The sequence below is a fragment of the Mycobacterium sp. UM_CSW genome (assembly GCF_000455205.1).
GTDB lineage: Bacteria > Actinomycetota > Actinomycetes > Mycobacteriales > Mycobacteriaceae > Mycobacterium.
In genome coordinates, this window is record NZ_AUWQ01000034.1 from 22,991 (window position 1) to 35,392 (window position 12,402).

A 12,402-nucleotide genomic window follows, 5' to 3' on the forward strand; every position below is an offset into this window, starting at 1 on the left:
GGTGGTTCATGCTCAGGAAGGCAACCGACGGCCAGTATTACTTCAATCTTGAAGCAGAGAACGACAAAGTAATCGCGACGAGCGAGCTATATCGAGACAAGTCTGGGGCACTTAACGGCATTGAGGCAGTCAGACGAGTCGCTCCAACTGCGCGATTACTCGACATGACGGAGTAGCGGTCATCGCTGACTAGGTGGGTTACAGTGGCCGCAGGGCCGGTTGCGGAACTGGAACTTCTAGAGATACGCCCCGATATTCGTCACTGGCGCGATGCCGGTAGCGATTTGCTTTGTCGCGTCACGATGCTCGATCAGCTCGGCAAGCGTCTTCGGTTCTGACACTCGGGCGTGGTTCTCGGGGAGCCAGCGGTTCGCCTCGGCAGCTGGAAATCGCGTGAATTCGACCTGCGCCAGGCAACGGCCCGGCCGGACCACTGCCGGGTGAAGCCGGTCCAGCCGTTCATTGGTCGTGAGCAGGATGAGGGTGTTCGAGCCCTGGCCCAAGATCCCGTCAGAGAGGTTGAGCAGTCGCCCCAGCGCGGCGCCGGCTTCTCTGCGCGCCGAAACACGTAAGAACTCGTCGCTGTCTTCAGCGATGAGGAGACGCCATCGCGCAGTGTTGGAGTCCTGCAACTCATCGGAGCTGGTCTTGGCGATCACTTCAAGCAGATAGCCAGTATCAAAGAACAGCCTTTCGGGATCGGCCACGTAATCGATTGAGCACCAGTCCTTCCATTCGCGGCTCAACGCGCGGAGTGCTGTCGTCTTCCCGGTGCCCGGTTCGCCGTGCCAGAGGATGAGCTTGCCGTAGCCGTGGGGTCGTACGGTCGTGAATAGATCGTTGAGAGGCTCGGCGACTGCGCCAGGATAGTTCCGACGAATGTCTGCCCAGGACGGTACCCGGATACTCTTGAGGCTCGGTGATGCGCCGCGGGCGCCCGAATGCCAGACTGTTACTCCCACAGTGTCTTTCGGCGGCGCTGCCTCGGGTATCCGTGACGTGATCTGGTTAGCGATGGCGGTCGCGTGGTTATGATCGGAAGCGCTGACATAGACCTCGAGCCGTTGCTCCGTGGCGTATTCGAGAAAAACAGTTTCCGCATCTCCCGAAAAGAGCAGGACCTCGGTGCCGCGACTCGAAACTCGGCGGCTCACCTGGAGATGCTCGGGAACAAGAGCCAAGACATCGAGAGTCGCACTGGTGCGTATGATGCGCCGAGCGACATACGGTTGCGAACCGTCGAGTTGGGACTGGTTGAAGGCGGCGTACACAACCGACTCCGGCTTAACCCGGTAGTCCGTCAGGATGAGTTGCGAAATGTGTGACGGGAGTTTTCGAGTGGACATAGGCGGCGTCTCAGTCGATTGGCCGGGCGTGGACAACGACGACATTTCTTTCAAAACAGTCTTCGCAAACTGACTGGGTCTGCGGCCATAACACGGTTAGCCACATGGCATTTTGGCAGATCAGGTACACGCAGCCGCAACTTGCGCTGGCGACGTACGTGGCTGCGTGCGGGACCGGATAGCTACAGTCGCACTCGACGTGGGGCGTGAAGTCCAGATCAGCGATGACCAGATCGCTGCGTGACACGGTCGATCGAAAGGTGCGATTTCGTATCGTCATTGGTGACTCCTCAGTCGAATTGCCCATTCTGACTTGGGAATTGATCGCGATTTCGATTAATTCCGTCGTCCGGCCAGGCCGAGGACCTTACATCCGATTCGGACGGTCAATCAACGGTATTTGGCAACGAGAGTATTTGTTAGCACAGCCTTCAATTACTTTGATGCACCGACGAATTCACGTACGTGCACTTTCGATCAGGGCAAGAGGGATGCTCCGCGTGACGGTGGTTTCACCAGCCGTTCGCCTGTAATGCCCGGCGTACAGTCACTACTCGTGTGTACTTGGAACCAGGTTCTTCGCAGCGTCCAGGGGAACAGACGCGCCCTCAGAGGATCGAACTTTCACGATTCCTTTGGTCCCGTACTTACGAATTCGTTTGATGTGCGCGACCTCACCCGAGTTGTAGCCCGATTCTTGCGTGAAGAGTTCGTCACCCATGGTGGATTCCCGGGAAGATACGAGCAACACGAGCGACCGCCAAAGTCGGCAGGTTCGCTTGGGGGGCGGTAGATCCAATGCGTGCCCGGTTTGGGGACGCCGATCGGTAGTCTGGTTGACGGTATGAAATTGTTCCACTGTGCCCCAGTTAACAACGTTGCTCCTTTAAAAACAAGGCCCGACCTGCGCTTTTGGGAGTCTTAAGAGGCATCACCGAGGGTGAACTCCACCATCCTCTCAGTCGAATACTCATCTGCGACTTGGGGATTGACCGCGATTGCGATCAATCCCGCCGTCCGGCCAGGCTGAGGACCCTACATCCGATTCGGACGGTCAATCAACGGTACGGCGACGAGAATATTTGTTAGCGCAGCCTTCAATTACCTTGACGCACTGACAAATTCACCCGACGGAAATTGTGGCTGTACCTGACGGCCACGTCAGCCGCCGGTGCAGCCACAAGGCCACGTAGACGAGGCCGAGCAGCACGGGTACCTCGATGAGGGGGCCGACAACCCCCGCCAAGGCTTGGCCGGAGGTGGCTCCAAACACGCCGATGGCGACGGCGATTGCTAGCTCGAAGTCGTTGCTCGCAGCGGAGAACGCGAGGGCCGCCGTCCGGGCGTAGGTAAGGTGTAGCCATCGGCCGGCGGCAAACCCACCGACCCACATCACGGCGAAGTAGACGAGCAGCGGCAGTGCGATCCGGGCAACATTCAGCGGTTGGGATGTGATCGTTTTGCCTTGCAGCGCAAAGAGAACGACCACAGTGAACAGCAGCCCATACAACGCGATAGGCGCTATGCGTGGCAGCAGCTTGCTCTCGTACCACTCTTGGCCGCGGGCGCGTTCGCCGAGGGTTCTAGTGAGGTATCCGGCGAGCAGTGGGATGCCCAGGAAGACCACGACAGTGACGGCGATGGCGGCGAAGGAGACGTGCAGGCTCTGGGTCGGTAGGTGCAGCCACGCGGGCAGCACGTTGAGGTAGAAGACGCCCAGGCCGGCGTAGGCCAGCACTTGGAAAATAGCGTTGAGCGCGACGAGTACGGCGGCCATTTCGCGGTCGCCGCACGCGAGGTCGGTCCAGATCAGCACCATGGCGATGCAGCGGGCGAGCCCGACCAGGATCACGCCGGTACGGTAGGCGGGCAGGTCGGGCAGCAGCAGCCAGGCGAGTGCGAACATGATGGCCGGGCCGATGATCCAGTTGAAAATCAGCGATACGGCGATCATGCGGCGGTCGGCGGTGATTCTGCCGATTTCCTTGTAGCGGACTTTGGCGAGGACCGGATACATCATCAACAGCAGCCCGATGGCGATCGGCAGGCTCGTGCCATGGATCGACACGGCATTGAGCCAGTCGGACAGTGCCGGGATCAGGCGGCCCAGCAGCAGCCCGGCTGCCATGGCTAGGCCGATCCATAAGGGCAGGAATCGGTCGACAGTGGACAACCGGGCCGCGGCGTGGGTGTCGTCCGACGTCGGTGCGCTGGTGGTGCTTGGGTTGTGGGTCATTTGTTCGATCCCATTCACTTGGTTGCGCTGGTCGCGGGGACGGTATTCATACGCGGGTCGCTGAGCTGAGTGCTTCGGGTTCCAAGAGTTGCGAGAGTTGCTGCAGCACAGCCTGGTTCACTCGGTAGTACACCCATGAGGCGCGGCGTTCGCTGTCGAGTAAACCAGCGGTGCGGAGCACCTTGAGGTGATGCGAGATGGTGGGCTGGGTCAGTTCGATCCCTGCTGACAAGTCGCAGACGCAGGCTTCGCCCCCGTGGTGGCTGGCCACGATGCTGAGCAGGCGCAAACGGACCGGGTCCGATAGCGCCTTGAGCTTGGTCGCCAACTGGATGGCCGCTTCAGCCGAGAGCGGCTCCCGCACCAACGGGACGAAGGCGCACCCCGACGCGTCGGTCACCGGCAGGCGCGACTTCGACATGCGTCGATATTGACGGGCATCGAATCCATATTCAAGCGAACAATGTATGAACCTGCGAAATTGGCGGAGTCGGCGGGCGGGATGACGTCGGTTCCCGCCCGCCAGTTGTCGTCGCGGTTAGCAGCAGGAGGTCGCCTTCTCCGCGTCGGTGTCAGCCGGCGATCCGCCGCAGCAGACAGTGCCTTCGGTGTCGTCATCGGTGTGCTGGGGGCTTGAGCCGAACGTGTCAGAGTCGGCCAGCACCGTGTAGACCTCCCACTTCTCGCCAGCTGGCCCGGTTACCCAGACCTTGTCTTGAGTGGCGAAGCAACAGGTCGTTCCGATCTCCTCGTCGGTAAACAGGCCTTCGCCCTGCAGCCGGGCGATTTCTTCGTGCACCGTCTCGCTTGACTGGACCTCCACGCCCAGGTGGTTGAGGGTGCCGCCCTGACCGGGGTTCTCGAGGAGCACCAACTTCAGGGGCGGGTCAGCGATAGCGAAGTTGGCGTAGCCGGGCTTGCGCTTGGCCGGCTCGGTGTTGAACAGCTTGGAGTAGAACGTGATTGCCTCGTCGAGGTTGTCGACGTTGAGGGCGAGTTGCGCGCGGGACATGAGAGCGGACCTCCAGACCTGTGAGACATATATCGAAATAGTCGAACACCCGTCAGCATGCCACCTTTTCGATATATGTCAAACTTGTGTGGCAGAATGATCCCATGCCCAAGACACTGCCCCTGGTCGATATCGCAGCGCCGGCATGCTGCGCGCCGCTGGCCGCCGGGCCGATGAGCGATCACGACGCTCTGCAGGTCGCCTTACGCCTCAAAGCACTCGCTGACCCAGCGCGCGTCAAGATCATGTCGCTGCTGTTCAACTCAGCGGCCGCCGAAGAGACCACCGGAGAACTTGCCGCGGTCCTGCGCCTATCGGAATCAACCGTAAGCCACCACCTCGGCCAACTTCGCAAGGCCGGCTTGGTGGAGTCAGACCGCCGTGGCATGAGCGTTTATCACCGTCCGCACGGGGATGCCATGGCCGCTCTCTGCGCGATCCTCGACCCCAACTGCTGCAGCTGATTTCACGTCGTGCCCAGCAAGTCAATCAACGCCCGAGGCCTGTGTCGCGGACGGATGCCGTCTTACACGTGAGCGACAAACACCGGCACCAACCGAATCCGCGTTAGGGTCTTGACCTTCTTCGGATAACTCAGTAGTAATTGAGTTAATGGCTATTGAGCTATCTCCTGATGCAGTGCGACGGGTGCAGATCCACGCCGCTTTGGCCGATCCGGGCCGGCTGGTGATCGTCGATCGGCTGCTGCTCGCCGACGCATCGCCGTCGGAGCTGCAATCCGCGCTGTCGATGTCGTCGAGTCTGATTGCCCACCATCTGGGGGTGCTTGAAGGTGCGGGCATCGTGCGTCGGGTTCGATCCGAAGGAGACCGCCGCCGTAGCTATCTGCAGCTGATCCCCGAGTCGCTGGATCTGCTGGTGCCCTCGGCCGAATGGCGTGCCGAGCGGGTGGTGTTTGTCTGCACCCACAATTCGGCGCGCAGCCAGTTGGCGGTGGCGGTGTGGAATCGGCGCAGCTCGCTGCCGGCCACCTCGGCCGGGACCCATCCCGCGGCTGAGGTACACCCGAAGGCAGTGGCCGCCGCAGCGCGCCGCAAGCTGCCGATGCACCCGCACACCCCGCGCCATCTCGACGACGTCGTCAAGCCCACCGACGTGGTCATCGCCGTCTGCGATAACGCCCACGAAGAACTGCCCGCCGACGGTCGGCGCCTGCATTGGTCCATCCCCGACCCGGTGCGCACCGGCGGCAGTGATGCCTTTGACCGGGCCCTTGATGAGCTGACCGTGCGTATTGATCACCTGGCCCCCACGCTCGAACCAGCTAGCACCCGAGCCAACCTCGCCGAGCAGTAGCGCATTGCATCTACCAACGGAGGTAACAACCATGCGCAGTTCACTGAAGTTGTCCGTGGCCGCAGTGGTCTTGCTCGCAGCCACCGGGCTGGTTTTTGCCGCATGCGCCAAAGAAAAAGACCTCCCCTCGTACGCCAGTGGGGCGAAAGTGCAGTGCGGTGGCAAACAAACGTTGAAGGCCAGCGGCTCGACCGCCCAGGCCAATGCGATGACACGGTTCGTCAACGCTTACCAAAAAGCCTGCCCCGGCCAGACACTCAACTACACATCGAATGGCTCGGGTGCCGGGGTGAGCGAATTCCTCGCGGGCCAGACCGATTTCGGCGGCTCCGACTCGCCGCTCGCCGGAGACGAGTACGCCAAGGCCAAGGAGCGGTGCGGCTCGGATGCCTGGAATCTGCCCGTGGTGTTCGGCCCGTTAGCGATCACCTACAACCTACAAGCCGTTGACCGGCTGGTGCTCGATGCCTCAACGTTGGCCAAGATCTTCAATGGCCAGATCACCCGCTGGGACGACCCGGCGATTAAGGCACTCAACGGCGAGGAGATGCCCTCAGAACCCATCCACGTGGTGTACCGCAGCGACGCTTCAGGCACCACCGACAACTTCCAGCTCTACCTCGACGCCGCCGCCGGCGGCATGTGGGGCAAGGGAGCAGGCAAGGCGTTCAACGGCGGGACCGGCCAAGGCGCCTCAGGCAACGAGGGCACGTCCGCCATGGTGAAGAACACCGAGGGCGCGATCAGCTACAACGAATACTCGTTCGCCCAACAGCAGCGGCTATTCGCCGCCCGAATCGTGACCTCGGCCGGGCCGAATCCGGTGGCCATTAACAAGGACACGGTCGGCAAGGCCATCACCAGCGCCACCATCGCCGGTCAGGGCAACAACCTGGTGTTGAACATCTCGTCGTTCTACAAGCCCACCCAGACCGACACCTACCCGATCATGCTGGCGAGCTACGAACTGGTCTGCTCGAAATACGGTGACCCGCAAACCGCGACGGCCGTGCGGGCATTTCTGCAATCCACTCTTGGGCCGGGCCAGGCCGACCTGGAAGACTACGGATACTTCCCGTTGCCAGACCAATTTCAGCCGAAGGTGCTCAGCGCCGCCAACGCCATCAGCTAACACGTCACAATTGCCCGGCGCATCGCTGCGCCGCAACCGTGCCGCCCGACATATCAGGAGCCAAACCCCTTATGACCGTTCGTCATATCGTCGCCGTCGGTGGCAGCGACGCTGGCATCAGCGCGGCGCTGCGCGCCCGTGAACTCGACCCCACCACAGAGGTCACCGTGGTCGTCGCCGACGCCTATCCCAACTTCTCCATCTGCGGCATCCCCTACTACGTCTCCGGGGAAGTCACCCACTGGACCAACTTGGCCCATCGCACCGCCGCCGACCTGGCCGCCACCGGCATGCGAGTATTTACCGACACGCGCGCCACCGGCATCAACGTCGAGGACCACACCCTCGACGTCCTCGATCCCACCGGTGCCCCAGAGCAGCTGTCCTACGACGCGCTGATCGTGGGCACCGGCGCCATCAGTGTCCGCCCGCCCATCGCGGGGATTAGTGGCCCTGACGCGCTGGGCACCGTCGACGGCGTGCACCTGCTGCACTCCATGGGCGACACCTTCGCCGTCATGGACTCCTTGCAGCAACGCGACCCGGCCACCGCGGTGATCGTCGGTGCCGGCTACATCGGTCTAGAGATGGCCGAAGCCCTGACCACCCGCGGCATCCGCGTCACCCAGATCGAAGCGCTGCCCGAAGTCCTGCCCACCGTCGACCCCGAACTCGGGACCCTCGTGCACGCGGAACTCGAACGCAATGGTGTGGAAGTCCTCACCAACACCGCCGTTTCCGCCATCACCCGCACCGACACCGGCGCACTAAGCGTCATCGCCACACATGACGGCCAAACCATCTCGCGCACAGTCGATTTCGTCCTCGTCGTGGTCGGCGTACGACCCGACACCGAACTCGCCGCCGACGCCGGCGCCGAACTCGGCGTTAAGGGTGCCGTTGTCGTCGACGAAGCCATGCGCACGAACCTGCCCGATATCTTCGCGGCTGGTGACTGCGTGCACACCCACCACCGACTCCTCGGGATCACCTGGCTGCCGCTGGGCACCACCGCCCACAAGCAAGGTCGCGTCGCCGGGGAAAACGCACTTGGAGGACAGGCCCACTTCGCAGGCAGTTTGGGCACCCAGGTTGTCAAGGTCTTCGACGTAGTCGCGGCCCGGACGGGTCTCCGCGAGCACGAAGCGCTCGCCGCCAATCGCGGCTGGACTCCCGTGAGCAGCCAATCAAGCCCCGACGACCACAAGGCCTACTACCCAGGCGCAACTCCGGTCCATATCCGCATCACCGGCGACCTACACAGCGGTCGGCTCCTCGGTGCGCAACTTGTCGGCCACCGCAGCGCCGAAATCGCCAAACGCGTCGACACCTATGCCACCGCCCTCTACCACGAGATGACCGTCGGCGGCCTGAGCGAACTCGACTTGTCCTACACCCCACCACTCGGATCTCCTTGGGACGCCATCCAAATGGCAGCTCAAACATGGGCACGCCACCACCAGCCCGCCACAGCAACAGCGGCCTCACAACCGGGAACACGGCGGAATCTTGCTGCGCCCAATTAGGTGAAATGCGCGCCAATCACCATAAGAAGGAACACGCTAAGCGTGGCCTGCGGGCGGACGTCGAGGGTAGGTGTGACCGAACGCCTCGGGGTTGGCGGGCGGATCAGCCTTAGTTCTCCGGTCGACTGGTAGCGGGGGCAGCCGCGCAGATGCGACCGCAGAGGAAATTCATGATCGGCGAGGACTCAACGTGGCAAAATCTCGACAGAACCTAAAAAATTGAAGTGGAGGTTAGATGGTGACTCGACGAGACCCAGAATACGCGGGCGACCCGGCACATACGCCAAAAGAAGTCGAGCGGAAATTTCTAATTAATCCCAAGCAGGTTCCCGCCGATTTGCGCGACAGAGTTGAGCGCGAGTTGGCGCTGAAGCAGGGCTATATCGCGGTCGCAGCGGATGGTTCAGAGCTGCGAATACGGAGCACGAATGCTGAAGGATTTGAACTAACTGTAAAGTCAAGCGGCGATATGGTTCGGGGCGAGTCGAACATTGAAATTACTCCAGAGATGTTCGCAGCTCTATGGCCTAAGACTGAAGGCGCACGAGTCGAAAAGACACGCCTGCAGATACCATATGGACCACAGACGATAGAGGTTGATATCTATGACGGAGAGCTCGAGGGTCTAGTTGTCGCCGAAGTAGAATTTCATGGTAACGAAGAGTTAGGTGTGAGCCCAGAGCGACATGCGGAAGATTTTGTACCACCTGATTGGTTTGATAAAGAAGTCACATTTGACAAGGCTTATAAAAACAAAAATTTGGCAACCAGAGGTCTGCCCAGTTGAGTGGCCGACCGGGCTGCTTTCGGCGCGCGAGTGGGAATTCCTCAGCGGCTAGCCGCGTGTACGTCCTGCCGCTTCAACGCCGTCACCCTTGGATGTCAAGACGCCCAGGGATCGATGTCATCGGCTGCGGCGTCGACCGACATGAGACGGCAGGCCTCCAAGATGAAGTCCAAGACCAAGCGAGCCCCCAGCAGTGGCATACACATCCAACATCCGCCAAGAACTTGCCGCCTGAGGTGACCCGAGGGGTCGACGCTGTCGGTCTAGGCCGGTAATCTCACGCGTGTAAGTAGCCAACAGGGTACAGGGCGTCTACGGCCCCTCAGGCTGGCAACTCGGGGTCGCCACCAACCCGGACGCTTGAGCCCTGCGACTGCAGACACACCGATCCTGGGATGGGAGACGTCGGTGAGGAGCGACACGCCGTGCGCTTGGGGGAAAACGTGCAGAGCCGCGCATCTTGTCTGACACAATGGCACGCATACGAAGCGCCGCTCTCCGCAGGGCGTTGTAACTTCCACCATATGCGCGCGAAGAGGACGAGGAGATAATTAATTAGAAAGGCAAAGAATACAAGCGTTGAGAGAGAAATTTATCCATTCATATATAGGCAAAGGAGCGTACGTGTCAATTCTTGAGTTGTCCCCGTCCGAGGGCACCAAGCGCATGCAGCAGATCGAGGACACCATAGTTTCATCCGTGACAGAAGCACCCATGTCGATGGATCAACTATATCATAAAACGACTGACCTTACCGAATGCTCAGAGGACGACTTTTATCTCGTCCTCTCCAGGATCGACTACAGCGTCGATGACGAGAATATAGTACATCTTAAGTAAGCAACGTGGCAACCAAGCCATCGCTTGAATCGCGCGTGCATGCCATTATTCCGAATGATCCGGATCAGGCGGCAAAACGCTCGACGCGTCCGTATGCAAAGCCTAAAAGCGGCGGTGATGCGCGATCCGAGGGCCAGCGCGACCGAGATAGGGTGCTGTATTCGACAGCATGGCGCCGATTAGGTGGAGTTACTCAGGTTGTAACTCCATTTAGTGAGTTGCCGCTGCTACACAACCGGCTAACACACTCCGAGAAAGTCGCACAAGTTGCACGGAGCATCGCGGAGGCGAAGATCCTCAGCGCTAACGAGACGACACAAAAACTGGTGCAGAAACTTGGCGGATTTGACCTGGACGTGTGTGAGGCGGCCGCGCTTGCGCATGACCTTGGTCATCCCCCGTTTGGGCACATTGGTGAAAAAATCCTCGATGATGTCGCACGGAATAAAGAAATCCTGGACTTAGACGACGGCTTCGAAGGCAATGCCCAGAGCCTGCGGATTCTAGTTATCGGCAAGATTAGAAGCAACAAATACGAAGGAAATAACCCTACGTATGCCACCATAGCCGCGGTATCTAAATATCCCTGGAAGCGGGCAGGTAAACGGGCGGATCACGACGAAATAATAGATACCGATTCGGAATATCGTAAGCACTGGAAGAAATTCAGTGCTTACGACCCGCAATACGAGCTCCTGACGCAGGCAAGAGAGTTCCTTCCGCCTTGCATCAGCGAGAAGGAAATACAGTCACTCGAAGCTTCCGTGATGGATGTCGCCGATGACATCACATATGCGGTCCATGACCTCGAAGACTTCTACTTGGCCGGGATTCTCGACGTCTCGTGGATACGCGAAGATCTGGAAAAGTACATACGAGGAGAGCAAAAGACTGGTGATGTTTTCTTCGAACTCGCGAGCCGCCTAGGCGTGGATTATTCCGGCTGGTTCAATGACGATGAAATGATCCGTGCTGCAGAGTGGGCAGAGCGGGAACTGAAGTCTGGATTCAACCGTCGGCAGGTTAACTACAGTGAGGTGGAAGCGCAAGCACGCAAACGCGGCTCTGACTTCATCGACACGTTTATAAATGCGATTGAAGTGCGTGATGAGCCCTTCTGGACGGGCGGACCGTATGTCGGGCTTGACGAGCGCAACTGGCACCGCGTTCAAATCCTCAAAGAGATTACACGATCGTATGTTGTGCAGCGCCCAGACATTGCGCTTCTTCAACGGGGGCAACAGGAGGTGCTCGAAAAATTCGTGAAGCTGCTGTACGAATGGAGCGAAAACGATCGAGCTCGCCTTCCTGCGCGGCTGAAGCGTGAGATTGAAATCGCGGAAGAACAGCTTGATGGAGGTTCGACAATTGGTTATGGAAAAGACCAGCATGCACCAAGAGGCAAGAATAAGAATCGCGCCATTCTCGACTACATATGTACTCTGACTGATTTGGAATGCCTGCAAATATACTACAAATTAAGCGGCATCCAGGTACATCGACCAGGTATGGTTAGCTTCTGAGGCAACGGTACTTTCGTGTTTCACCAATAACCAGCGCTGTAATCGCAAGTACTCCATAGCCAAGGTCCCTAGGGGTAAATAGCAAAGACGTCGTTCTCGTCCACAGTGTGCTTCACATGGGTCAATGCCAGATCCACTTCCGCAGGTTTGAATTGGCTCTCGTTCTCGAGCTCCGCATGAAGATCATCGCGGCTGATGGGACCCTTATCCTGGAGTAATCTCCTCACAGCTAGCACAATAGACTGAAGTCGCAAGATGCCATCGACAGGGCGCATCTCATAAATGGTCATGGTTGGGGTTGCCATTTCTCCTTCACCTGCTTCTTCGATTGTTTTCGGATTCTGCTCCATATATTCAAATCGCTATACTGTTTTCTCAATTTATCTGGCATTAATTATCAGGTTTAATCGGTGTGAAAGATAGGGTGAAAAATACAACGCCACGCCGAAGTACGCCACGCGTGCCGCGACGGTGCGGGTAGCGAGGGGCAATCACCTTTGACCCACACAGGCCAACCGTAATGGAGACCACCGACATTGGGACTGCCTCGACGCATCGTTGACATGTGTGTTCGCTGGGCTATGCCTCTACGCACGCCGTACTCGCTGTGCCGCTTTCACGTCGCCTTTCGTGTACTCGCCCTGGCACAGAACGAGCCCTCCCCAGCTGAGGCGACGACCCGA

The 12,402-nt window shown here is 59.4% G+C and carries 11 protein-coding genes; 6 read left to right on the forward strand and 5 right to left on the reverse strand.

What is annotated here, in order from left to right:
* Positions 1-236: 236 nt before the first annotated feature.
* The 4 genes from N415_RS13650 to N415_RS13665 form a co-directional block, all read right to left on the reverse strand.
* Entirely contained in the window at positions 237-1,346 is a 1,110-nt protein-coding gene (locus tag N415_RS13650) for a DUF5925 domain-containing protein (protein ID WP_068182340.1), read from the reverse strand.
* 1,123 nt (positions 1,347-2,469) lie between these two features.
* A complete protein-coding gene (gene arsB, locus N415_RS13655) occupies positions 2,470-3,582 on the reverse strand; it encodes an ACR3 family arsenite efflux transporter (RefSeq protein WP_068182342.1) in 1,113 nt (370 codons plus the stop codon).
* 46 nt (positions 3,583-3,628) lie between these two features.
* The gene (locus tag N415_RS13660) at positions 3,629-4,003 is read right to left on the reverse strand and encodes a metalloregulator ArsR/SmtB family transcription factor (protein ID WP_068182344.1); all 375 of its coding nucleotides are present in this window, start codon (positions 4,001-4,003) and stop codon (positions 3,629-3,631) included.
* Between the two features lie 117 nt (positions 4,004-4,120).
* On the reverse strand, positions 4,121-4,594 hold the full coding sequence (locus tag N415_RS13665; protein WP_068182350.1) for an ArsI/CadI family heavy metal resistance metalloenzyme: 474 nt from the start codon (positions 4,592-4,594) through the stop codon (positions 4,121-4,123).
* A gap of 104 nt (positions 4,595-4,698) precedes the next feature.
* Between N415_RS13665 and N415_RS13670 the strand changes: the two genes are divergently transcribed.
* The 6 genes from N415_RS13670 (at position 4,699) to dgt (ending at position 11,719) form a co-directional block, all read left to right on the forward strand.
* Complete coding sequence (locus tag N415_RS13670; RefSeq protein ID WP_068182362.1) at positions 4,699-5,058, forward strand: Rv2640c family ArsR-like transcriptional regulator; 360 nt, start codon at positions 4,699-4,701, stop codon at positions 5,056-5,058.
* 148 nt (positions 5,059-5,206) lie between these two features.
* Positions 5,207-5,911 carry an ArsR family transcriptional regulator gene (locus N415_RS13675; RefSeq protein WP_068182366.1) on the forward strand — a complete coding sequence of 235 codons (705 nt, stop codon included), beginning with the start codon at positions 5,207-5,209 and terminating at the stop codon, positions 5,909-5,911.
* 43 nt (positions 5,912-5,954) lie between these two features.
* A complete protein-coding gene (gene pstS, locus N415_RS13680) occupies positions 5,955-7,043 on the forward strand; it encodes a phosphate ABC transporter substrate-binding protein PstS (RefSeq protein WP_068182499.1) in 1,089 nt (362 codons plus the stop codon).
* Positions 7,044-7,114: 71 nt separating this feature from the next.
* Positions 7,115-8,569, forward strand: a complete 1,455-nt coding sequence (locus tag N415_RS13685; protein WP_068182369.1) for an FAD-dependent oxidoreductase — start codon at positions 7,115-7,117, stop codon at positions 8,567-8,569.
* A 238-nt stretch (positions 8,570-8,807) separates the two neighbouring features.
* On the forward strand, positions 8,808-9,356 hold the full coding sequence (locus N415_RS30660; RefSeq protein ID WP_204366824.1) for a CYTH domain-containing protein: 549 nt from the start codon (positions 8,808-8,810) through the stop codon (positions 9,354-9,356).
* Positions 9,357-10,201: 845 nt separating this feature from the next.
* Positions 10,202-11,719, forward strand: a complete 1,518-nt coding sequence (dgt, locus tag N415_RS30665) for a dGTP triphosphohydrolase (RefSeq protein ID WP_081665238.1) — start codon at positions 10,202-10,204, stop codon at positions 11,717-11,719.
* Positions 11,720-11,787: 68 nt separating this feature from the next.
* On the opposite strand, the gene N415_RS13695 is transcribed toward dgt, so the two are convergent.
* A complete protein-coding gene (locus N415_RS13695; RefSeq protein WP_152531376.1) occupies positions 11,788-12,069 on the reverse strand; it encodes a hypothetical protein in 282 nt (93 codons plus the stop codon).
* Positions 12,070-12,402 lie beyond the last annotated feature (333 nt).

Bases quoted from the DNA above. Each gene is read 5' to 3' on its own strand.
- N415_RS13650 (WP_068182340.1), bottom strand. From the start codon at position 1,346: ATGTCCACTCGAAAACTCCCGTCACACATTTCGCAACTCATCCTGACG.
- arsB (WP_068182342.1), bottom strand. From the start codon at position 3,582: ATGACCCACAACCCAAGCACCACCAGCGCACCGACGTCGGACGACACC.
- N415_RS13660 (WP_068182344.1), bottom strand. From the start codon at position 4,003: ATGTCGAAGTCGCGCCTGCCGGTGACCGACGCGTCGGGGTGCGCCTTC.
- N415_RS13665 (WP_068182350.1), bottom strand. From the start codon at position 4,594: ATGTCCCGCGCGCAACTCGCCCTCAACGTCGACAACCTCGACGAGGCA.
- N415_RS13670 (WP_068182362.1), top strand. From the start codon at position 4,699: ATGCCCAAGACACTGCCCCTGGTCGATATCGCAGCGCCGGCATGCTGC.
- N415_RS13675 (WP_068182366.1), top strand. From the start codon at position 5,207: ATGGCTATTGAGCTATCTCCTGATGCAGTGCGACGGGTGCAGATCCAC.
- N415_RS13685 (WP_068182369.1), top strand. From the start codon at position 7,115: ATGACCGTTCGTCATATCGTCGCCGTCGGTGGCAGCGACGCTGGCATC.
- N415_RS13695 (WP_152531376.1), bottom strand. From the start codon at position 12,069: ATGGAGCAGAATCCGAAAACAATCGAAGAAGCAGGTGAAGGAGAAATG.